Source organism: Acinetobacter sp. WC-141 (assembly GCF_000313935.1).
Classification (GTDB): domain Bacteria; phylum Pseudomonadota; class Gammaproteobacteria; order Pseudomonadales; family Moraxellaceae; genus Acinetobacter.
Window position 1 is genome coordinate 1 of sequence record NZ_AMSS01000067.1, and the last position, 23,948, is coordinate 23,948.

The window sequence follows — 23,948 nt, forward strand, 5'->3', positions numbered from 1 at the left end:
CGCAAGCGCGCAAGCCAAAGGCTTTTTTTCTAAAGAAATTGTGGCAGTTGAAATCCCTCAGCGTAAGGGTGATGCTGTTGTGATTGATACCGATGAGCATCCACGTGCATCGACCACGCTTGAAGCTTTAAGCAAACTTAAACCGGTTGTCAAAGCGGATGGCACAGTCACTGCGGGTAATGCTTCAGGCATTAATGATGGTGCAGCGGCACTACTGATTGCTTCTGATGATGCAGTTCAGGCTTATAACTTAAAACCACGCGCCAAGATCATTGCTTCAACAGCTGTGGGTGTAGAACCACGTATTATGGGTTTTGCTCCGGCACCAGCCATTAAAAAATTACTAAAACAAGCCAACCTGACTTTAGAGCAAATGGATGTAATTGAACTCAATGAAGCCTTTGCTGCACAAGCTTTGGCCGTGACCCGTGATTTAGGTTTGCCAGACGATAGCAACAAGGTAAATCCAAACGGTGGTGCTATTGCATTGGGTCACCCGCTCGGTGCATCAGGTGCACGCCTCGTGACCACAGCCTTAAACCAGCTTGAACAAACAGGTGGACGTTATGCCTTATGTTCAATGTGTATTGGTGTGGGGCAAGGAATTGCATTGATTATTGAACGTGTTGAAGCACTTTAAGGAGAAATAAATGCCATCTTTTCAATCTGCCGATGCACAAATTAACTATCAAACCTTTGGCGAACCATCTTCCCCTGCTCTGGTGTTTTCAAACTCTTTGGGCACCAATTATGGCATGTGGCAAAAACAGTTTAATGAATTGAAAGATCAATTTTTTGTGATCTGCTATGACACTCGTGGTCACGGTTCATCATCTACGCCTGACGGCCCATACACTGTAGAACAATTAGGTGAAGATGTTGTCCGTTTACTGGATCATTTGAATATTAGCAAAGCTGCTTTTTGTGGTATTTCTATGGGTGGTTTAACCGGTCAATGGCTTGCGATTCACTACCCTGACCGTTTTAGTCATGTGGTTGTGGCAAATACTGCCGCTAAAATTGGGCAAGAACAAGCATGGCTTGACCGTGCAAAATTAGTACGTGAGCAAGGTTTACAACCGATCGCAGCTACAGCAGCTTCGCGATGGTTTACAGATCCCTTTATCCAAAGTCATGCTTCAATTGTCAACAACCTGTGTAACGACTTAAGTGCTGGCAGCGCAATGGGTTATGCCAATTGTTGCGAGGCTTTGGCTAAAGCGGATGTCCGTGAGCAGTTAAAAGACATCAAAATTCCTGTATTGGTGGTTGCTGGAACTCAAGACCCAGTAACTACAGTTGCAGATGGTGAGTTTATGCAGCAACGTATTCCGCAATCAAAACTTGCAGAAATAGATGCCTCTCATATTTCTAATGTAGAGCAACCCGAAGCTTTTAATAAAATCTTAAAAGATTTTTTAGTGAACTAATTTCGCTCTCAATAAAATTCATTCATTTCTAAAAAGGCCTACAAAGGCCTTTTTTGTTAACTCAAAATAAAAATCTAAAATAACTTGTTCGAGAAGGTATAAATATATACCTCAAATGTAATGGAAAATTACATGGATAAATAACAGTATTTGAAATTCATGAACAGGGCTTGTTCATCAGTGACGCGAATCTAAGAAGATTTTTAGATCGATCACGTCTACATCATAATGAAAGTAAGGATATCTCAATTGAACATAACTATGCTGAACTCTCGGCCTCACCCTACACGCCCTTTAATTAAATATGGAACATTACTTTTAGGCACACTTTTAGCGGGTTGTAATTCTTCGTCAACTTTAGACCCCACACCGACACAAAAGCAGATCACAATTAAGCGCGATAAATTCGGTACGCCGCATGTATATGCAAATGATACCTATGGTCTATTTTATGGTTATGGCTATTCGGTAGCGACCGATCGATTATTCCAGATGGAAATGTCAAAACGTACAGGACAAGGTACAGTGGCTGAGGTGCTCGGCCCCGATTATCTTCAATATGATATTGCGACACATAGCCGTTTTGATCCAGAAAATATTAAACAGCAACTCGCCGCACTCTCACCGGAAGACCGAGCAATTTTTGAAGGTTATGCTGCAGGTTTTAATAAACGGGTTAAAGAGGTTTTAGCAGATCCAAATCTTATGCCTAAAGAGTTCACAGATTATGGTTTTAAACCATCAACATGGCAAACAGAAGATATTGCTATGGTTTGGGTGGGCTTAATTTTGAATCGTTTCTTTTCGGCAAGTTCGGAAGTCTCAAATTTAGATTTACTCACGCAACTGCAAAAAGAAAAAGGTCAAGAAGAAGGTCTTAAAGTCTATCAACAATTACGTTGGCTAAATGACCCAAGTGCTCCGACCATTATTCAATCTGAACAAAAACTACAGCTCATAGCGCGCCAACAGCAAACACTCAAAGACATTAGCCCTATTTCAAACAAAGCAGCCAAAACCTATTTAGCTGAAGCTCGCATTGCTTTAGGCAAAAGTGTTGTAGATGGCGTACCTACCGCCAGTAATGCATGGGTCTTAAAAGGTGATAAGACCATTGAAGGCCAAGCAGTTTTATATAATGGCCCACAACAAGGATGGTATACACCCGCAATTACCTACGCTATTGGTTTACATGGTGCTGGCTATAATTTGACAGGTATTACACCAGTCGGATTACCTGCAATTTTATTTGGAACCAACGGCAAAATCGCATGGGGTTCTACGGTAGGCTCACTCGATACTAACGATGTTTACCAACTCACCTTAAACCCAAGTAACTCAAAAGAATATTTATATAAAGGGACTTATATTCCATTTGAACACAAGCAAGTAAAAATAAAAGTTAAGAATCAAGCCGACCATGTTTTAGATGTTTATAAGAGCAAACAAGGTTTTGTAAGTACATGGGATGAAAATAACCATACGGCGTATGCACAAAAACGTAGCTGGGAAGGCGTAGAAATTGAAACCTTATTAGGCTGGGCAAATGCAGCGAAAGCCTCAAATTGGGATGAATTTCTTGCTCAAGCCGAACGTGTCGCGGCCTCTATCACTTGGTTTTACGCCGATACTAAAGATAATATTGGTGTTGCAGCTTTAGGTCGTTTACCTATTCGCCCTGAAAACCAGCATATTCAGCTTCCTGCTAAAGGCGATGGCTCAATGGAATGGCAAGGTTTTTATGACTTCTCTCATAACCCTAAAGAATACAATCCACAAAAAGGCTATGTCACAAGTTGGAATAACAAAGCTTATGCTGGTTTACGCTCAGATTCGTCAAACTTTTCTTATGTAGACCGGGTGAATGAACTACTTGAACCTTTAGAAAGTAAACCCAAACTGAGTCAGCAAGAAATTTGGGAAATTAATAAAACGGCGGCATGGTCTGATTTAAATGCGCGTTATTTTGTACCTTATATGGTCAAAGCTGCACAAAGTCCCAAGGCATCACCGTTAGCCAAAAAAGTCGCTCCGTTACTTGCCAGTTGGGATCTTAAATTACGTCCTGATAGTGAAACCAAATATTATCAAGGTGCAGCACCAGCAATTACACGTGTATGGCTTAATCAAATGATTGAACTGGTACTCAAACCTAACCTTTCAGAGAATATTTATAAGCGTTATACCGATACACTTTATCCGGTAAATAATGATCCGCGTAGTGCCCAGCCAGCGAGTGCATCAAAATTAATCTGGAATGCCCTACAAGGAAAACAGGCAAGCGTTCCTCAACAAGTTGATTTCTTAAAAGGACAAACAGCAGATGAGGTTGTCTTAAAAGCTTTAGAAAATGCGCTGACTGAACTTTCAAATCAATATCACTCTACTGACCCGAATGACTGGAAAATTCCGGTGGCAACGATGGGCTTTTCTAGCAAAAATTCAGTAGGTATTCCATGGGCTGACCCATCGCATGAACAACGGCTTAGCACTTATGGAAATACGGGAAGTGCTACGTTTAGAGTGGTCTTAAATCCAAATCAAGTCACCATGTGTTCGATTTTGGCACCAGGACAAAGTGGTTTTATTAATCAAAATGGAAAACCTGATGTCCACTTTGCAGATCAGCTCTCTTTATTTGAAAGTTACAAGTGTAAAGATGATGCGGTGAGTCAAAAAGAAATCGACCAATCAACTCAACAAAGCATCACTTTAAACTATTAACTTTTTAGCCCAATTTTTATGTTAAAAGCAGAGGTTTGTTATTTATAAAGTGACAAACCTCTTTATTGGCTTAATACCGAATCATGACCGATTTTAATTCGGTGTAATCTTCAATAAATGCATCTGAAAACTCTCTGCCAATTCCTGAAGCTTTTACCCCGCCAAATGGAACTGATGGATCTAAGAACGTATGCGTATTGACCCACAAGGTCCCCGCTTCAATCTTAGGAATTAAACGCAAAGCTTTCGATAAGTCATTTGTCCAAATACTTGCAGTTAAACCAAAGCGCGACTGGTTCATCAGTTGAACGAGTTCTTCATCAGTGTCGAATGGCATTATCCCGACCACTGGACCAAAAGTTTCTTCTGAAAATAAACGATCATCCGTATTTTTAAAGGAAATTAAAGTCGGCTGTACAAAATATCCTGATCGATCTAAAGCCTCACCTCCAGCAATAATCTGATTATTGGCTTTTGCCATATCTAAATAATGTTTTACTTTATTAAAATGAGGCTGATTAGAGAGTGGACCAAACATACTTCCTTCATCCATAGCCGATCCAATTTTGAAACTAGAGAGTGCTTTCGAGAGTTTCTCGACCAGTTCATCATGTTTTGTACGGTGTACAAAAAAACGTTCTGGGGATGCGCAAACTTGACCTTGATGCACAAAAGTTGCTTGCAACAAAGTTGGTAAAATCTCATCAATATTTGCATCGGCCAAAACGGCTATTGCATTTTTACCACCCAGCTCCAGACTTACACGGGTTAAATCACTGCTCATCGCGAGCTTACCAATCGCAATGCCGGTTGGAACTGAACCTGTAAATGAGACTTTCTTAACGAGTGGTGACTCAATTAAATATTGTCCTGTCTCCCCCTTACCCGTAACCACATTAATTACACCGGCTGGAATACCTGCCTCAATGGCAAGTTCAGCTAAACGTAATAAAGATAAGCTGGCAAACTCACTTGGTTTAAGCACAATGGTACAGCCGGTTGTTAAAGCTGAGCCGATTTTCCAAACACCAATCATGAGTGAAAAATTCCAAGGCACAATCCCTGCAACCACGCCAATAGGCTGTCTCAAAGTAAAAGCCGTATATTTTTCACCTTGCATAGAAGGAATAGACGGTTGCATGGTTTGACCATTAATTTTGGTTGCCCAACCAGCAAAATATCTTAAGAAAATAACAGATTGTGCGACTTCAAGATGGCGGGAAATATTAATGAGTTTTCCAGTAGACAACGACTCGAGCTGTGCAAGTTCTTCACCATATTGCTCAATTAAATCTGCCAACTTGTTTAGTTTAACACCACGTTCATACGGCGTCGTTTCAGCCCAAGCATTTTGAAAAGCATGTTCAGCACTTTTCACGGCGCTTTCGACATCGTGTTGACTACCAATACTAATTTGCGCGGCCACTTGTTCAGTCGATGGATTCACAATATCCACTTTATCTAAATGCTCGGCAGCAACTAATTTTCCATCAATAAAATGTCCATGTTGACGTGCCATAAATTGCTGTACGCTTTCTAAAATCTGAACTTCACTCATTTTCTTTTCCTCTTTTCATTTCTAAATATTGATATGACAGCAACTAGGCGACCTGATTCAAAATAAAGTCTGCACCGCGTTCACCAATCATGATGGCAATTGCATTGGTATTACCGCTTGGAACTTGTGGGCAAATAGAACAGTCAACGACACGTAAGTTTTTAAAACCATGTACTTTAAGGGTCTGATCTGTGACCGAATCTTGCGGAGCATTGCCCATTTTGCAGCTACCTGCGGGGTGATAGACCGTTTTAATGTTCTGACGCATCCATTTATCAATCGCTTCAATATCATCAGGATCGACATTTGCAGGCTCAATCACTTCTTTGACAATCGCTTTCAATGCTGGTTGTTGTAATAAGCGAAGTCCGGCCTGTACGGCACGGATATTTGCGTCAATATCTTCTTGATGACCTAAATAATTAGGGTCAATAACAGGCAAATCTTTTGGATCTTTACTGCTTAAACGTAAAGTCCCACGTGCTTTTGGCTGTACATGTCCGACTTTAATAGTAAGGCCATGTGCCTGAGCTACTGCTTTTTCACCAGGGGTATTATCGAAATTATCCAGCACAGGTAAAAAATGAAATTGGACATCAGGTCGACCATTGTTATTGGTGTCGATAAAACCACCACCTTCTAGAATATTGGTGGTTAGCAATCCTGAACGTGTAAAACACCACTGTAAAAAGTGTCGTACCGCGGTTAAACCTTGGTCTTCACCGAGCAGACTGTTATTGGTTGTTACTGTCGCATTAACCGACATATGCAAATGGTCGTGAAAATTGTCACCTACAGGTAAGTCACGAATGCATTCTATTCCGAGTTCATCTAAATGCTGTTTTGGACCAATTCCCGAAAGTAATAAAACCTTAGGACTGCCAATTGCACCAGCACTCAGAATGACTTCTTTTTTAACCTGTACAGTAATTGGTAATTTTCCCCCAATGCTATAAGTCACCCCAGTAACCTGATCACCTTGAGTTTCAATTTTATGTACCAAGGCATCCGTAATAACCGTAAGGTCTGGGAGGTTTTCGACTGACTTTAAATAGGTTTTTGAGGTACTCGCCCGAGAACCGTTTTGAGTAGTCGTTTGATAGAACCCTACACCCGCCTGATCCCAACCATTAATATCATTGACGTAATTCATCCCCATTTGTTGACCTGCTTTAATACAAGCAAGCGTTAAAGGATGGCGATAACGGTTTTCACTGACAGGTAAAATGCCATCTTGTCCGTGATATTCATCAGCAAGACTTTCATTTTTTTCTGCTTTCTTAAAAAAAGGCAGTACATCCTGATAAGACCACTGATTGCATCCCCATTCCGAGGCCCATAAATCATAATCCTGTCGTTGGCCTCGGCAATAGATCATGCCATTAACCGAGCTTCCACCTCCCAACACTTTTCCTTGTGCAAGGATCATTTCACGATGATTACAATATTTCTGCGGAACGGTCATGTATTGCCATGATTTTTGCTGGAATACTTTAACTACTGTTGCAGGTATAGTATGAAACATACTGCTATCTCGGCTTCCAGCCTCTAAAACAAGAACGCGCCCTGCCTTGGCTTCTAATAGTCGTGCTGCGACCACACAACCTGCTGAGCCAGCACCAATCACGATATAGTCATATTGTTGATTCATCTGATTTCATCCTAATTTTATTTCTATGAATGTACCGCCAATAAACACGATCTCCTTCGCTCTAATTTAATAGATGTATTGCAAAATTAACTGCGCATAGACATTGGTTTTGTCATCGTAGTTTTGAGTACCGCCACTATGGATATCGTGTTTTGGTTTATAGAGTCCTACTAAAGGAATAACGTTGAATTTTTTATTGACCGACCACACCGAAAATACATCCAGCTCATGTCCATCCACATTGGTTAAAGACTTATTTACTGTTTTGAACTTATAGGCCAAAGCACCCAACATAAAATTTTCTTTTAGATTCATACTGTAAGAAACTTGGTGAATATCTGCATTTTTATTGAATGGACCAGCATAGTTTCCGGCAACTTCGCCCTGAAACCATGTACCAAAGCCGACTGTATTTCCATAAAACATAGGGTCGTATTGGTCTGAAAAATGACTAAAACGGTAGCCTAATGAAGGCGTATATTTTGAAGATAAAAAATTATAGTTCAGCGCTAAGTAGCCAGCATTTTCGTGGCTATCTTTTTTATCTTGTACAACAAACTCAGTTTTAACTTGCAGCTCTGGTAAAGGTTGATAATTCAAGCGTAAAGCATAATTTTTAAGATCTTCGCGCCCTGAAACGTGTTCAGCATCTTCAAGGTCTAATACATTTAAGTAAGTGAACCCAACGCCCCTATCTTTAAGCTGATACATCAGATCAGTCACAAAGAGTTCAGGTGAAAATTGTGCTTTATTATTCGACTTTAAATACGCCAGTTTTAACGTAGTATCTTGTTGCGGTTTGTATTGAAGCAAACTTGTAAAATCAAAGCTTCGACGAGCTGCCAGATAATATGCCCCGCCCCGATCTAATGTGCCGTCCGCAGGCGCTTTACCGAGGTTTAATGCATCACCCGCAATGAAGAACCCATCACCAATCATGATATTTTGTCGACCAATACTTAAATCATAGGTCGTCAGCTCATCTTTATTGGTTCCGTCTTTAAAACCAATAATCCATTCATTCACATCTGTTTTACGTTCTTTACCATTACTATTTTGGCCAGCATCACCATCACCAAATGTTGCCGAGCTAATACCGCTCAAGCTTGCATAAAGCTGATTGTTTTTAAAGGTGTATTGACCTTTAGCACCATATTTAAGGTGGCCTTCTTGCCAATTGATTCTTTCATCCTCTAGGTTTTCACCGTTATAGCTTTTACCGCTACTAAAAGCCCCAAAAGTTGCTTCAAAAGTCGGTTTAATTTCAATTTCACCAGCATGCACAGTTGAAAAAAATGAGACAAAGAGAGTCCCTCTCACAACCTGAGAAAATAAATTTTTCATTGAGAAATTCCTTTTTGCGAACGGCTTACCCACGCTCAGGTGTGGGTAACCGATTCGTTACCCACTCTAGATCATGCACCTGTTTAATGATGGTCGTGCTTTGTGTTTTGCTCTTCTTCACCCAAGTTTAAAGTCGGGGTGCTGTCAAAGAAGTTCCAAGGTTTGATGAGTGTATTCACCCACTCTGTCGGCATGATTGGCCATTCTTCAGCACGTGCCACATGGGTTGTTCCTGTTGTCATCCACACCACAAGGTCTTTATTTTCAATATTTTCATTGTTGGCAATGAATTGTCCTAATCCTGTGTCATGAGTCGAACGGTTTGAATATTTCCCTTCAGGGTAACGTTCGTCTGGATTGTACTGAGTCACCCAAATTTGCTTATCCATAAAGTTCAAACGTTTAAATAACCATTCATCTTTAGAGAAATTGGCTCCTTTCGCCACAGGGTGTGTTCCACCTGCAAAAGGAATGAGTTGATAAGAAACCGGATTACCTAATTTATTTTCCTTGTTGAAATTCGTGAGTAAGCGAATAGTAGACGGATCAAATTTTTCAGCTGCATTTTGCTCATTCGTAATGACTTTACTGTCAATTTGCATTGAGCTTGTACGAACACCACCTTTGTCATTGGCTTTCACCACAGGGTCCATATGCATAAAGCTGTTGTTTTCCCCATCTACATCCATGTCTAAGCGAAAGTTATAGATATGTTGATGCGTTGTACCGACAATATTATGGTCAATTAAAGTTCCATATTTGGTGTCTTCTTTTGCGGTACTATCATGCATAGTGCGTGATTTAACGCCTTTAACAGCTTCAATACCTGTTGCACCCGCATTAATCCCAATTACACCATTTTGAGCAAATACCCAGTCAAACATGTAATCGTAGTTTCCAACCGTACTAATCCAGCGCACAACAAGTTCACGGCGGGCTTCACTGGCATCTTGGTTACCAAAAATTTCGTGATGTTTATATTCAGGTCCAGCATAACGCTCAAACACAGCAATGGCATTTGGAATTACTTGAGGCTCGCCTTTATAGTCTGCGATCACAGCATCAAGTAAAACAGCGTTGTCGGGTGCATCTGTTCCAGGAAGAATAGATGAGGTAAGTGTTCCCATCCCATATTCGCCAGAGTCCAAATAAGATTTGAAGTACCAACCAATATCAGGGTCGCCATATGGAACCACCATTCCACCCAAGTTCCCTTCATACATGACTTTACGCTTAACGCCTTTATCTTTATAAGTCACGGTTGAAAGCTGCAAGCCAACACGAGAATCTAAGGCCACATGCAAACACCAGTTCCCCCAATGTATGGTTTGGCCAGTAATGCTAAAGTTTTTGCCCTCAGGTTCAGAAATATTGAGTGGTTTTAGCTTACTTGCTACTGGCTTATTCGACATATAAGGTCGATTTGCCATTGGCACAGGAATGATCGCACCTTCTTCAATCTTAATAATTTTTTCTTTATCTAAATCGACTACAGCAACTAAATTTTCAATAGGATGCGCCCAGTAGTTACCATCACCGACATCAAGGTAAGCAACAACTTTTAATATATTGAGTTGTTTGTCCAGACCATCTTTACCGCCAAAATATCCAACAGTTAGTGGTGTAGCAATCACTTTCTTCACATCGGTAATGCCGCGTTTCCGTAAAGCTTCCTGATATTCTTTACTTGTCTCAATTACACGCTGTACAGCTTCAAAATTATCGAGCAATACCATTCCATGAGTGTCTTTCAGTACATTCCATTTTGTGACTTGTTGAGTGTTAAGGTTAACTTCACCTTCAATCGCTTGACTCCCCTTTAATAAAATAAATGAGGCAATTCGATCTTCTTTAAATTCTTTGTGATTAATAAAGTAATCCCAGACTTTGGCTTTTTCCGGTTCTTTTAACTTTAACTCGGCAAAACGCATATTTTTATAGGCGTATTTCGAGCGATTAATCACATCAAATGTCTTTTTAATTTCGTCAGAGTTTAGGCTATTGAGCGGGTGAAACGTATTTTCAATTTTGAAAGTTTGATCTAACCCCGACTGGAAGACTTCATTAAAAAAATCTTTTCCAATAACAGGCTTACCATCTTTAATTAATAAAGGCACACTGAGCTTGAAAGGTTTGCCATTCACCAAAACCTGATCTGAATTGGGTTTAGCTCGAACCACCATAGAACCTTTGCTGATCATATAAGTATTGGTAAAATCATCTTTGACAACTTTAGCGCCTTGCTCACTCATGTTTTGATAAAGTGAGACCATTTCGGCATGTCCACCATGAGCAAACGCTTGAGTATTGATTCCCCAAAAGCTTGCAGCGATTGATAAGTTAAGTGCCAGTATTTTTTGTATGTCATTCAATAATCGTTGTTTACGCATTGGTTTCATCCTTTTCATCTATCCCTGAACTATCTGAATCAGACAGTTAAAATGCACTTCCTGTGAGTGAAATTCATTAGACTAACTTAATAGTTTTATCGTTATTAAGCTTATCTAACCTGCTCTAATGAATTTAATTTCAACACAGTTACATAGGGCTAGCTTGTTCAAGAATGACGTCGAATTTGTCTAAAAATGACATTGAGAGATGAAAGATTTAAACCGACATACCCTCTCTAAATTCTTTAGGAGAAATACCATAAGTCTTTTTAAAGATTTTTGAAAAATGAGCACCGTCCCAAAAACCCCATTTCAAGGCAACTTGGGTAATTGAGCTTTGTTTATTTCTTTTATCAAGCAAATCTGCTTTGACTTTTTCTAGGCGTTTGAGCTGTATATATTTGTTAATAGATAAATTTTCTTGAAGGAATAAACGGTAGAGATGACGTAGCGACACCCCTATATGCTCTGCAATTAATTTAGGTGTTAAATCAGGTTTTGCTAAGTTTTCTATAATATATCGCTCGGCTTTTTCCATCAGATTATTTGAGCTGTTTATATTTTTATAATTGATTGTGGGTTTGATTAAAGCAATTAACGCATCTTCAAAAGCATTGCCATCTTCGGTTGCATACCAAAGTTTGATGTTTTCAGCAGACATATTTTTCAAAATATTCTTGAGCAAAAAACCACTCATATTTTGAGTAATCAGTTTTCCAAAATATTCGGTACTAATATTTTCTTTCAGTAATTTTTCACGCGACAGATGGACTGAAATCTGACTTACCAAACCTTGCGGATACATCGAAATCGTTTCGACTGGGTCGACCAACACAATATCGCCTTCATTTAGGCTTAAGGTTTCATTTTTATATTCGAGCAGCATTTTCCCCGAATACTGCAAAATCAAAAAACAAAAACGATTATTCACTCGATCGATTTCATCGGCTTTCCGGACAATCTTATTGGCATTGTTTTTAATAAAAGCAATTTCGGTATCACCCAATAAAAAGCACTGAACTTCACCAATGAATAAATTACGGGTTCCGTCAAAATCGGTTTCAAAATTGCCGCACACACTTTTAATATGGTGCGTCCATGTGAGTAATGCATCGCTTACATATTGGTTCATCCCTTACCTCTCTATACACGTGCCACCGCTCAAAATTTTGCGTTTGTGGTGGTGCACTGTCTTGGCTTATTTGCAATCTTGTTTTATTGATAAACAAATTGTGTGCCAAAAATTCCTTATCCTTGGAATTGTTTTGATGATAGTCAGCTAGATGTAAAGAAGCTGATAAATCAATTCAATTTATCAGCTTAATGGGACTTATGCTACTCCTGCAAAATCTCGCAGCATGGTAATAAAAATATCCTTTTGCTCCTCAGAATACTTTTTAAATACTTCGTTTTGATGGCTATCGGCAATATCAAACAAATACTGCGCCGTTTGTTTACCCTTTTCGGTCAGTGCATACAAATTATCGTGATCGACCAGCAACCCTTCAAATTTTAGAATTTCAGCCGACCTTTCAACTTCTTGCATTGGCATAGCAATATCTCGCGGTAAATCCTCTTTACTTGAAGCAGTACCGCTGGCTAAAACGAGCAAGAGCCGTGATTCACTGGCACGGAACCCAGAAGCCATTTGCTTAGGAATATAGTCGGTTTGATACGCTTTAAAAGCACGACTCATTAAATAGCAGACATTGTTATATAAGTGCCCATAATGTGTTTGGTCTACACCGTTCTGTTCAGTTTGCTTAACTTGAAGGCTCGGATGCGGCATGACACAAGAATATGCACCTTGATGGTAAACCAGCGGGCTTCGGCCTTGGTCATGAAAACGGACCACTTTGCCAACAATAATCCAGTGGTCACCACCTTCGATCACTTGATAACGTTCGCATTCAAACACCGCAGAACAATTTTCTAAAATGGGTGCACGTCCTGCACCAAGTTGAAAATTGGTGTCTGCAAATTTATCAATATTGCGTCTCGAAAACTTATTAGACAGCTCAATTTGCGTACCCGATAAAATATTGACTGCAAAATGTGTCGCCTCTTCAAATACCGAAAAACTTGAAGATTTTTTATCGATACTCCACAAAATAAGTGGTGGATCGAGTGATACCGAGTTAAAACTATTTGCAGTTACACCGACTTTCTCACCTTGTGCATTTTGTGCAGTAACAATGGTAACGCCTGTTGCAAAATTTCCTAATGCTCGTCGGAACTGTAGTGGATCGACCGTAAACTCATCTATTTGTTGTAATACATTCATCATCTTTCTCCTAAACCTTCTCTTACATCCATATAAATCGCGAGAGCATTAGATATCTAAAACTAATCTCGGTGTTTTAGAGCGCGAACAGCACACCAATATTTGTTCATTGCTGGCTTTTTCTTCATCAGTAAAATAAACATCTCGATGGTCAGGTTCGCCTTCAATTACATCGCACATGCAGGTTCCGCATACGCCTTGCTCGCAAGACATTTCAATGTCGATGCCTTCTTTAGCCAATGCCTGCAAAATGGTTTCACCTGCTTCAACCATAATGATTTTTCCACTACGCTCAGCCACCACCTCAAATGAATCTCCCGAGGTGTCAGTTTCGACTTGGAAATATTCTTTGTGGATTTGCTGCTCAGGAAAATTGTGAGTCGTGGTAAGGTTAATCACCCAGTCCATAAAACCGACTGGACCACAGGTGTAAATATGGCTTTCAAGGTCAATATCTTTAATGGCAGATTCAAAAAATGCTCGGTGGCTTGCACCTTCTGATTTAAAATGGAAGGTTGTGTATTTTGCTAACTCACCATTTTTAATTTCATCAACAAAAGCACAGTTTTCTGGGCTAGCGCCGCAGTAGTGAAGCTCAAATGATTCGCCTTCATGTGCAAGTTGATAAGCCATCGTGATTAACGGCGTAATTCCAATTCCACCGCCAATCAATACACTGTGTTTGGCTTTTAAAAGTGGAAATAAGTTTTTTGGTTCACTGACCTGAATTTGCATGCCATCTTTAATTTCATCAAAAGCCGAGACTGAGCCACCACGTGATTCAGGGTCACGTAAAATTCCAAGGCGGAACTTACCTTCATCATTTGGATTTTGGCAAAGTGAATATTGGCGCACCATACCATTCGGTAAGTGCACATCAATATGTGCACCCGCTTCAACTTTTGGCAATGTTGCAGAAGTTGCAGATTCAAATTCCATGACTGCAATATTTCCACCTTCCACATGGCGATTTTTAACGACAACATCATAAAGTGTAGTCATGATTCAACTCCCTTTTCATGCGCAGCCTATTGGCTTAACGCATGAATAAACCACCGTTAATATCCCATGTTGCACCAGTCACAAACCCCGCATTTGGACTCGCGAGCAACCCACAAGTTTCAGCAATAAAATGCATACTTCCTAAGGCTTTAACTGGAATATTCTGGATGAACTGTTCCATTTTTTCGTCAGACACCACGCTATGAACGATTGGTGACTCCATCGGTCCCGGTGCAACCGCATTAACCGTCACCCCTTTTGCCGCAAACTCTTTGGCAAAAATTTTGGTTAACGTCACAATGGCCCCTTTGGTTGCCGCATAGTGTGCACCCGTTGCAGTACCGCCGTTTTGTCCCGCTAAAGACGCCATATTAATGATGCGTCCATAGCCTTTTTTAGCCATATACTGGCCAATAATTTGACAAGCTTGAAAGGTGCCGCGTTGGTTAACTTGGGTCACCCAATCAAAATCGGCTGCGGTAATTTCAAGTACTGGCGTTGCTTTGGTGACGGTGGCATTGTTAATTAACACATCAAGTTTAGAAAATTTCTCTTCAATCCATTGCACGGCAGCATGAAAATCTGCTTCGACAGAAATATCTAATTTCAAGGGAAACATATTTTGTGCATGCTGGCTTTGTGCCTTTGCGTTTTCGGCTTTTTCAAGCGTACTCGCTGACAAAATCACTTGATGGCCTTGGCTCGCAAAATATTCAGCAATGACATTACCGAGTCCAGAAGCAGCACCTGTCACTAAAACAACTTGTTTCATGTTACCGCTCCTAAAGAATGTAGCTAATACCAGCTAAGGTATCGGTTGAGTTAACCAAGTTAATAATTTTACGGTTAATCTTAAAGCCTGTAGCCGCATCACGAGTCAAATGGTAAGTAATATCAGCTGTGTAATGCTTGAGGTTTTCTTTACGGAACTCTCGTAAATTTTGAGCACAGCGTAAAACGATTTCATCATCCTGATCTTGAATAACACGTACACGAGAAACACTACGCACCGTATTTGCTTTAGGTGCTGTAGAAATTGCTTCACCATTTTCCAGACGCTCTACACGTAAAGTACGCATATGGTTATCGTCATAGGCATAATTTAAGTTGTTTTCGTAGTCAGTGAGGTTTGGGTCTATTGGAATGATATAAACACCTTTTTCATTCCATAAATTGAGCCATTCACGGTATTCACTGTGGTCTAACATATCTGCTTCAGCCCAGATGAAAGCAGTGACTTCATTTAATAATTGCAGATTCATATTCATTGCTCTCTCCTTAAGCCTTCATCATCTTTTTCCATTGCTGATATGCTGCACGCATACCGGTTTCAGCACTGACATCACTTTTTAAGCCATCTTCAGTTTTGACTTCACCCGGCAAACCGCGGTTGAGCATGATCCATAAATCATTACCCGCATTGGCGCCGTGTTGTACGCGCTCCCATGCCTCAGAGTCATCTGGTGTACCAAAACCAAATGGGCCTTGGAAATGTTCATGCAAACGTAGGCGATATTGGTTGGCAATTTGCGGACCACCGTCCATGGTAATTACCGAGTGATGAATTTCTGTTTCAGCAACTGAAATTGGCTGTAATACACGGAAGAAGGCCATCGAACATGCAATATTCGGGAATAAATTTAAGTTAAAACCAGAACCACCGACTGCTCGAACAATACGGCGTACTTCTAACTCTTCATGTCCTTCATCACGCAAAGCTTGAGCCAAGTCTTCGAAACGCTCTTGAATTGGACGTTCCATGAGCTCTTCATCTAAATCGACTAGTTCAGGAATCATGACCATCACACTGTGACCATTCCCTAAGTCTTCAACAAAGCCGGGTTGGTTTTCGAAGTTAAAGAGTTCTTCTGTTTTTTCATCGACAGAACTTAAGAATGACTTGTGAACTAATGGAAAGTGATAAGCATCAGTGGTATTTTCAAGCTGGATTTTCCAGTTACCCGGAAAACGGAAACGGTGTTCACCCAACACTTTAATTGGATAACCCGCACCTTGTTTCATAAACAGGTCAATCCATTTTTTTGCTGGCCCAAGAAACTCTTCAAGCGGTTGAATATCTTCTTTAAATGAAGCGAAGATCATGCCGTTATATTCTTCTACACGTAGACTCACCAGTGGCAATTCAGACTTATCTAAACAATCGCCGTAGCTTTCCGGAGATGGCACACCACGTAAGCTGCCATCAAGCGCATAACTCCAACCGTGGTACGGGCATACAAAACTATTGGTTTTTCCTTTTTTATGTTCGCATACGGTTGCGGCACGGTGACGGCAACGGTTTAATAGTACATGGACTTTCTTTTTACGGTCACGCACTACAACCACAGGTTGTTTACCAATGTTAATGGTTTTATAGCTTCCACCTTCTGGAATTTCGCTGGCATGCGCAACCCACACCCAAGTGCTATAAAAGATTTTTTCCATTTCTTCATCGAAAATGCGTTCATCTTTATAAAGAGAAGTATGGGCACGATCACTTTGAACCAAAGTATCGTAATCAGTGCCAATGTTATGCGTCGGGATAATACTGTTCATATCAATAGTCCTTTTAAATATGTCCTGGGTCATTCCTGGGAAGGTACCGGCAATTCGGCTTCACTGTGCCAATGCGATACGGGACGACTGAAAATATTCTGTGTTTGGAAATGTTTAATTTTCCATGTTCCATCTGCTTGCTTTTGAAACTTCACATTGAGCTTTGCTGTATTCAGATGACTACGGCCATCTTTAAACGTTGAAGTTTGCAACATCAGCCATGAAGCATTTGCATCATTTTGATTTACATAAATTTGTTCTGAATTTACAAAGTGTGCATTCATAACAAAGTGAGATTCTTTTTGGGTATAGCTTTTAAACATGTCGTAAATCGACTGCCAAGAATCATAACGGCCAAAAGATTTGGCATATTTCTCACCAACACCTTCCCAAATACAATCCTGATCAAAAAGATTCATCAGCTCATCAAGGTCTGTATTTGCATTAAGCTCGTCGCAGATTTCCATATAACGGTTCAGGCAGTTACGAATCGCGTTGTGCGCTTCTAACAGTTCTAGTCGCTCTAAGATTTCTGCAATATTCACTTTGTCATTCATTGCCATCGCCTTAACGTTGGATAATTAATTCGCGCCCAACACGAGCTTCAACTTTGCAATATTTCCAAAGTTTGTATGGACCTTCACCCACCACTGTCGTTCTAAATAAGTTACAAGCAGCATGTACGGTTTCAATATCTGGAACATCTGCAAGCAAGTATGTGGTCCACGGCCAGCCAGCACTTGGGCCAACCATGCTTTGGTCATCATCAAGGTTTCCAAAAACATGCACACCCGGTAAGTCATGAATGCCATTCCACATTTCACCAAACGCGGCCCAAACTGCTTTTGCTTCAGCTGGTTCTGCATCAAAAAAGTTTTGGTTAATACCCATGCAGAACAAAACGCGTAATGATTTTTTAGCTTCCATCTCAATATCCTTTTAAAAATTAAACTTATAAATAACCTGGGGTTGGCTTTAACCCGAAACTGATTGAGCCTGCATTTTGTAAGGTCGCATCGCCCATAAAGGCATGCTGAGTCACCACGTTGGTGTCATTTACAAAACGGCTAAATGGATTGTTGGTATAAATTGCTGTCATGCCCGCGAGCATTTGCATTTTTCGGGTCACTTTGGCGCAAACTCGCGCTGCATGGGTACATGCCAAACGCATATCGCTAATTTGTTCGGCAGTTGCTTCACGTCCAGCAATAATTTCATGCCAAACAATATCCATGGTTTGATAAAACCAAGATTTTGCAGCCTGAAATTCTGCATCTGCCTGAGCAAACTCATATTGAGTTACTGGGCGGTTTGCAATTTCTGACCCGCCAGTAATGGATGCTTTACCCGGTGCCAATTTTTCAAATTCTTCTAATGCCGCAGCTGCAACACCAATACCCACCACGGTTAATACTTGCGTCGCTAACGACAGTGACGGATATTTAAAAAATGGCTCGTTTAGTTTTGAAGGTTCACCACGGACAAAGGTCCATTTCTTTTCGACCAATACGTCTTCGACGACCAAGTCATGGCTTCCCGTACCTTTTAGACCAACGGTGTCCCATGTCATTTCAATTTTGGCTTTTTTCGCAGGCATCACTGCCATACGTGGTAAGCCTTGCATTTCATTATTTTTAAGCGGTGAAATCCCCACGCCAACAATGTCAGCTCCCATACAGCCACTTGAAAATTTCCAACGTCCACGAACCACGACACCTTCATCGGTAATTTCGGCAGGTTGTGGCGGAAAAATACCTCCAGCAAACACCACATCTGGTCCGTTTTGGTACAACTCTTTAAGTGTATCTTCAGGCAAACTTCCCAAATACGCAGGACTCATACCGAAACTTGCGACCCAACCGACTGAACCATCAGCTTTAGATAAAGTTTCAATCAATTCACAAAACTGTCGTGGTGAACATTCATCACCGCCAAAACGTTTCGGAACCAATGCACGGTAAACACCGATTTGCTTAAGCTTTTCGATAACGTCTTGGCTCACATAGGCCTGATTATCAAACTCACCTGTACAGGCACGCTCACGAATTTCTTGGCACAAAGCATCTAAGTCAACTGCTTTGTCTTGAGAAGCAAACTCCATTTTAGACAACTTATTCATCATCTAACTCCTTGTAATTTATTGCATTGCATCAACACAAAATTTAGCTATTGCGCATAATTGCTCATCTTTTTGATGCTTCGATACGATCTGTAGGCCCACAGGTAAACCTTCACTGGTTTCAAGTGGCACTGAAATAACGGGATGACCTGATAAATTAAATGGTCGAACTAAACCTGTAAGATTCAAAAAAGCGACGGTGTTTTCAGCTTCAGAAACTTTTGGTGGAATTTGCGGAAGTGTCGGTAAAACCAATGCATCATATTTTTCTAATAAAGCATCGAGTTCTTGGGTTAGCTGCGCTTTCACAACTTCTGCTTGTTTCACTTGCTCTAAAGTAGTTTCGGCAGCTTTTAATAAACGACCATTTACATCAGAACCAATTAAGCCGGTTTGAGTTAACTCACCAAAAGCTTGCCAATTTTCATAATTAATAATCTGCATGCCTGCATCATAAGCAGCTTCAAAATGTTCAACTTTCTCTGAAGTAGTCTGTAAATTGGCTTTTTGAAGTACCTGATGAATACAGTTCCAAATAACGTCCTCTGCTTTTACATCTAAAACCGCAAGTTTTGGTGCACTAGTAAATTCAGTTGGCTTAAAAGTTGGATCAATAATTTGCATCGCTTTTTCAATCATCTCGACTGAATTTGCAAAAGGACCAACGCAATCTAAAGAACTTGACGGCGGATATACGCCTTTTCTGCTAACACGACCAAAAGTCGGTTTTAAACCAAAAACGCCACAGCACGCAGCGGGCATACGGATAGAGCCACCAGTGTCAGTACCTAAAGTAAAGTCAGCTTGTTTAGCAGCAACTGCCGCAGCCGAACCACTCGAAGAGCCGCCTGGGATAAGTTCAGGATATTTAGGATTGATGGGTGTACCAAAAGCATGGTTAATACCTGTAATTCCAAAAGCCAATTCGTGCAAATTTGTTTTCGCAATAATTTCGCAATCTGCTTTTAAGATGTTTTTAACCACCTCAGCATCATTTTGAGCTGGTTCAACATTTAATAAAGCGCGACTGCCAGCAATGGTTTTCAGACCCTGAATATCAATTGTGTCCTTCACCATGACCTTAAGCTTGCCACTTCCTTTATGCACGCTTTGGCTAATAATATTCATTCACTTTTCCATGTATTTTTATCTATTCATTAAAATATGGGAAAATTTAATGGAATTGTCAAGTATTTTTTATAATTTGTTCTCAAGGAAATATGCAAAATTTTGTTTATAATAGGATTACCCTTTTTTCACTAAGTTATTGCTTAGCTATGCTTGATCATTTAGAACAATTTCTTCCTAATAAAGAACCGTCGAGTATTCAAAATTTCCCTTTTTTTTGGGTTTCCCAAGTCAATGGCAAATACTCACAACTCATTGAAAAATCAATAAAAAAACTAGGTATTGATAATACACGTCGTAAAATCATTTTAAGTACCAATGCCTTGGGTGAAGCGAGTATCACCGACATTGCTAATCTTTCTACTTTAAAGTTAACTACGGCAACTAAAGCTGTATATCGCTTGGTAGAAGATGGAATTGTTGAGGTCTACTCTTCTACTACCGATGAACGGATCTCGATGGTGAAATTAACCGCCAAAGGAGTTGAGCTGGTTGAACAGATTAATCAGATTAGTGTGGTCACTTTGGCAGGCATCCTAAATGCCTTCTCAGAAGACGAGCTTCATAATTTAAATCATCAGTTAAAAAAATTATTTGATCTTATGCCCTCAAGTTAATTACTTCATTTGATGAAAAATTAGCTCACTTAGAGCAGTTAAAATTTATCCTTTTTAGCTGCTCTCTTATTAAAAATAATAAAAAACTAATATAATCAATTTATTATCGTATTAAATTATTAGTATACGCTTACTTAACATACTTTTTAGGTATTCTAACATACTCAATAAGTAATGGAATTTTACATATAAAAAGAAAATAATAATTCCATGATCTTAACGTTCCAATTATCTCTTAAATGGGTTTAGACACTCTTTTTCAGGTCTGGACAAGGCCAAACTACTCATTTCCAGTCTATTTATTATTCAGTTTGAAGGGGGAAATATCGAAAACTTCTGAGGAACAATAAAAACTGGATATCAATTTTTTAAAGCGTTTTATACATAAGGATTAAGTGTATGAACCAAAGTAATATCGCTGTTGAAAGGACACAAAAGAAAAGCAATGCGTATGCATGGTATGTCGTCACACTTTGTATGTTGGCATATATATTTTCATTCATTGATCGTCAGATTCTGGCGCTTATGATCGAGCCCATTAAAGCCGATCTTCAACTTTCAGATACCCAATTTAGCTTGTTACATGGCCTCGCCTTTTCACTCTTTTACGCCGTAATGGGTTTACCTCTCGCTTATATCGCCGATCGTTTTTCACGACCAAAACTGATTTCAATCGGGATTATTGTTTGGAGCCTAGCAACGGCAACTTGTGGTTTAAGTAAAAACTTTATTCAACTGTTCTTGAGCCGTATGGCCGTAGGCGTGGGTGAAGCTGCTTTATCTCCAGCCGCTTACTCGATGTTTAGCGACATGTTTAGTAAGGACAAACTAGGTCGTGCTGTCGGGATTTATTCAATTGGCGCTTTTTTAGGGGGTGGTATTGCCTTTTTAGTGGGCGGTTATGTCATTAACTTGCTTAAAGGTGTGACCTTAATTCAAGTTCCTCTATTAGGTGCACTTAAAGCCTGGCAAATTGCCTTTTTTGTAGTAGGTTTACCCGGCATCATTATTGGTTTGCTATTTATTCTGACGGTTAAAGACCCTGCACGTAAAGGACAACAGCTCAACCAAAATGGACAAGTTGACCAAGTTAAATTCTCACAATGTCTTCAGTTTATTAAAAAACATTCGAAAACATTCGCCTGTCATTATTTAGGTTTTACCTTTTATGCAATGGCACTCTACAGTCTGACTAGCTGGACACCTGCATTTTATATCCGAAAGTTTCAACTTGCGCCAACTGAAACAGGTTACATGCTCGGCACGATTCTATTAATTGCAAACACATTAGGCGTATTTTGTGCGGGTTGGTTAAACGATTGGTTTATTAAAAAAGGACGCCAAGATGCACCGATGATTACGGGTGTGATTGGTATTGTTGGTCTGATTATTCCAATTTCATTTTTCACCCAAACAGATCAGCTCTGGCTGTCAGTAAGTTTACTGATTCCTGCAATGTTCTTTGCTTCTTTCCCTCTGGTGATTTCAGCAACTGCTTTACAAATGTTAGCGCCAAACCAATTTAGAGCACGTCTTTCTGCCCTCTTTCTTTTGGTCAGTAACTTAATTGGATTAGGTGTTGGCACAACATTGGTCGCAATTATCACAGATAAAGTTTTTGGTAGTCCGTTAATGGTGGGCTCTTCTTTATCTATTGTGGGTGGCCTCTCTTGTGTGTTGGCTTTAATTTTACTTTTCAAAGGCTGCAAATTCTTTAGTGAAAGCATGAAAATTGAAAAATTAAATTAATACACCGCCTTATTCGCAAAACGTACTCTCTGCCTAAACACATAGTGAGTACCGAAATCTTCAAAATAAGTAATGCCGAGGACTGGCATACATCTTGGAAATGGATTATGGAATCATTACACCGCTTTAAACCGAATGCTTTAGCTTTTGCAACCTTAGTATTGATGTGTGGCCATTCATTCGCTGCAAATCCGAATCAGCAAACTGAAGATGAATGGAAATTCACTTTAAAAAATGCCTATATCAACCGCGACTATGATAATGACGCACTCAAAGATACTGGCAGCTGGTCTCAGGCAGCATCATTATTTTATAAATCGAAAATGCACGACACCCCTTTAGTAATAGCAGACAAACCAATTACGATTGGGGCCGATGCATCTGTTCAATACGCCGTGCGCTTAAGTTCAGACAAACATGTCGCCGATACAGTTTTGCCTTTTAATAAAGAAACCCAGTCACAAGCGTCAGACTATCTAAAATACGGCGCGACCTTAAAACTCGGCTATGACAAAACCCTGTTGAGTGTTGGTGAACTCTGGTTAGATTTACCCGTAACTGCCGTAGATGCCAGCCGTCAGTTACTTACTTCATATTGGGGAACCAACTTAAAATCACAACTTTCAGATCAGCTCTATGCAGAAATTGGTCGGGTTGAAAAAGTATCACCACGAAATGAAGAAGACTTTAAAAAGTTTTCGTTCACCGCAAATGGAATCACAAAAGAATCTGATGGTTTGAATTATATTGACTTACGTTATCAATTTACGCCGTCACTCAAGGGCGAATATTATTTTGGTAATTTAGAAGACCTCTACAATAAACACTATATTGGGCTAGAACATACGTGGAAGCAGCCAACTTTCGCTCTTACATCTAAGTTTAAATACTTCAATGCAAAAGATGATGGCAATACTTTTGATATCGATGCTCAAAACATCGGCGTACTTGAAACTGTCAAAGTGAAAAACCATACCTTTGGTTTGGGTTATCAACAGATCATTGGTGAGTCAGCCTACCCACTACCAGATGGTTTTTTACCAGAGACGTATTTCATTAACTGGAATGCTACGGGCTTCTTTAAAGAAGATGAAAAGTCTTACCATGTCATGTATGGCTACGACTTTAAAGATTATGTTCCAGGCTTAAACGCAATGGTGAAATATGTTTACGGACATGACTTTAAAGCAGCCAATGGTGAGAAAAACCACGAAACTGAGTCGAATGTGATTTTAAACTATGCGTTTCAGCAGCCCTTCTTAAAAGGTGTTGCTCTGCAATACATTCGCATTGATTACAACGTTAAACATGGCAATGACTTTGGTGAAGATCGTTTATTTGTGAATTACACCAAAAAGTTTTAATTATCAAAAATAACCCCCTAAAATTTAGGGGG

The 23,948-nt window shown here is 40.0% G+C and carries 20 protein-coding genes; 6 read left to right on the forward strand and 14 right to left on the reverse strand.

Annotation, left to right across the window (positions count from 1 at the left end; genetic code table 11):
* The 3 genes from ACINWC141_RS13685 to ACINWC141_RS13695 all read left to right on the forward strand — a co-directional run.
* Positions 1 to 640 (forward strand): acetyl-CoA C-acyltransferase (locus tag ACINWC141_RS13685; protein ID WP_009392079.1); only part of this gene is annotated, 640 nt, incomplete at its 5' end.
* Positions 641 to 650: 10 nt separating this feature from the next.
* A complete protein-coding gene (gene pcaD, locus ACINWC141_RS13690; RefSeq protein ID WP_009392115.1) occupies positions 651 to 1,430 on the forward strand; it encodes a 3-oxoadipate enol-lactonase in 780 nt (259 codons plus the stop codon).
* A 261-nt stretch (positions 1,431 to 1,691) separates the two neighbouring features.
* A complete protein-coding gene (locus tag ACINWC141_RS13695) occupies positions 1,692 to 4,154 on the forward strand; it encodes a penicillin acylase family protein (protein WP_009392083.1) in 2,463 nt (820 codons plus the stop codon).
* A gap of 70 nt (positions 4,155 to 4,224) precedes the next feature.
* On the opposite strand, the gene ACINWC141_RS13700 is transcribed toward ACINWC141_RS13695, so the two are convergent.
* From ACINWC141_RS13700 to ACINWC141_RS13765, 14 genes are all read right to left on the reverse strand, one after another.
* Positions 4,225 to 5,712, reverse strand: a complete 1,488-nt coding sequence (locus ACINWC141_RS13700; RefSeq protein ID WP_009392078.1) for an NAD-dependent phenylacetaldehyde dehydrogenase — start codon at positions 5,710 to 5,712, stop codon at positions 4,225 to 4,227.
* Between the two features lie 43 nt (positions 5,713 to 5,755).
* On the reverse strand, positions 5,756 to 7,363 hold the full coding sequence (locus ACINWC141_RS13705) for a GMC family oxidoreductase (RefSeq protein ID WP_009392113.1): 1,608 nt from the start codon (positions 7,361 to 7,363) through the stop codon (positions 5,756 to 5,758).
* A 66-nt stretch (positions 7,364 to 7,429) separates the two neighbouring features.
* Entirely contained in the window at positions 7,430 to 8,647 is a 1,218-nt protein-coding gene (locus ACINWC141_RS13710; protein WP_081400160.1) for a hypothetical protein, read from the reverse strand.
* Between the two features lie 143 nt (positions 8,648 to 8,790).
* On the reverse strand, positions 8,791 to 11,106 hold the full coding sequence (gene tynA, locus ACINWC141_RS13715) for a primary-amine oxidase (RefSeq protein ID WP_081400158.1): 2,316 nt from the start codon (positions 11,104 to 11,106) through the stop codon (positions 8,791 to 8,793).
* A 208-nt stretch (positions 11,107 to 11,314) separates the two neighbouring features.
* Positions 11,315 to 12,229, reverse strand: a complete 915-nt coding sequence (gene feaR / locus ACINWC141_RS13720) for a transcriptional regulator FeaR (protein WP_004708584.1) — start codon at positions 12,227 to 12,229, stop codon at positions 11,315 to 11,317.
* A 198-nt stretch (positions 12,230 to 12,427) separates the two neighbouring features.
* A complete protein-coding gene (locus tag ACINWC141_RS13725; RefSeq protein ID WP_009392121.1) occupies positions 12,428 to 13,384 on the reverse strand; it encodes a p-hydroxyphenylacetate 3-hydroxylase reductase component in 957 nt (318 codons plus the stop codon).
* A gap of 45 nt (positions 13,385 to 13,429) precedes the next feature.
* Positions 13,430 to 14,383 carry a PDR/VanB family oxidoreductase gene (locus tag ACINWC141_RS13730; protein ID WP_009392118.1) on the reverse strand — a complete coding sequence of 318 codons (954 nt, stop codon included), beginning with the start codon at positions 14,381 to 14,383 and terminating at the stop codon, positions 13,430 to 13,432.
* Positions 14,384 to 14,417: 34 nt separating this feature from the next.
* Positions 14,418 to 15,155, reverse strand: coding sequence for an SDR family NAD(P)-dependent oxidoreductase (locus ACINWC141_RS13735; protein ID WP_009392126.1), 738 nt, complete (start codon positions 15,153 to 15,155; stop codon positions 14,418 to 14,420).
* A gap of 10 nt (positions 15,156 to 15,165) precedes the next feature.
* Entirely contained in the window at positions 15,166 to 15,651 is a 486-nt protein-coding gene (locus tag ACINWC141_RS13740; RefSeq protein ID WP_009392089.1) for an aromatic-ring-hydroxylating dioxygenase subunit beta, read from the reverse strand.
* Between the two features lie 10 nt (positions 15,652 to 15,661).
* Entirely contained in the window at positions 15,662 to 16,939 is a 1,278-nt protein-coding gene (locus ACINWC141_RS13745; protein WP_009392122.1) for an aromatic ring-hydroxylating oxygenase subunit alpha, read from the reverse strand.
* A gap of 29 nt (positions 16,940 to 16,968) precedes the next feature.
* Positions 16,969 to 17,502: a nuclear transport factor 2 family protein gene (locus tag ACINWC141_RS13750; RefSeq protein WP_081400159.1), complete on the reverse strand. Its 534-nt coding sequence runs from the start codon at positions 17,500 to 17,502 to the stop codon at positions 16,969 to 16,971.
* A gap of 4 nt (positions 17,503 to 17,506) precedes the next feature.
* Positions 17,507 to 17,866 carry a hypothetical protein gene (locus ACINWC141_RS13755; RefSeq protein ID WP_000387554.1) on the reverse strand — a complete coding sequence of 120 codons (360 nt, stop codon included), beginning with the start codon at positions 17,864 to 17,866 and terminating at the stop codon, positions 17,507 to 17,509.
* A gap of 25 nt (positions 17,867 to 17,891) precedes the next feature.
* Positions 17,892 to 19,040, reverse strand: coding sequence for an acyl-CoA dehydrogenase family protein (locus ACINWC141_RS13760; protein WP_081400161.1), 1,149 nt, complete (start codon positions 19,038 to 19,040; stop codon positions 17,892 to 17,894).
* 36 nt (positions 19,041 to 19,076) lie between these two features.
* Complete coding sequence (locus tag ACINWC141_RS13765; RefSeq protein ID WP_009392092.1) at positions 19,077 to 20,186, reverse strand: amidase; 1,110 nt, start codon at positions 20,184 to 20,186, stop codon at positions 19,077 to 19,079.
* Positions 20,187 to 20,335: 149 nt separating this feature from the next.
* On the opposite strand from ACINWC141_RS13765, the gene ACINWC141_RS13770 reads away from it, so the two are divergent.
* The 3 genes from ACINWC141_RS13770 (at position 20,336) to ACINWC141_RS13780 (ending at position 23,916) form a co-directional block, all read left to right on the forward strand.
* Positions 20,336 to 20,803 (forward strand): MarR family winged helix-turn-helix transcriptional regulator, encoded by a 468-nt coding sequence (locus ACINWC141_RS13770; protein ID WP_009392094.1) that lies wholly within the window; start codon positions 20,336 to 20,338, stop codon positions 20,801 to 20,803.
* 399 nt (positions 20,804 to 21,202) lie between these two features.
* On the forward strand, positions 21,203 to 22,552 hold the full coding sequence (locus ACINWC141_RS13775) for a spinster family MFS transporter (protein ID WP_009392087.1): 1,350 nt from the start codon (positions 21,203 to 21,205) through the stop codon (positions 22,550 to 22,552).
* A 107-nt stretch (positions 22,553 to 22,659) separates the two neighbouring features.
* Positions 22,660 to 23,916, forward strand: coding sequence for an OprD family outer membrane porin (locus tag ACINWC141_RS13780; protein WP_009392108.1), 1,257 nt, complete (start codon positions 22,660 to 22,662; stop codon positions 23,914 to 23,916).
* Positions 23,917 to 23,948 lie beyond the last annotated feature (32 nt).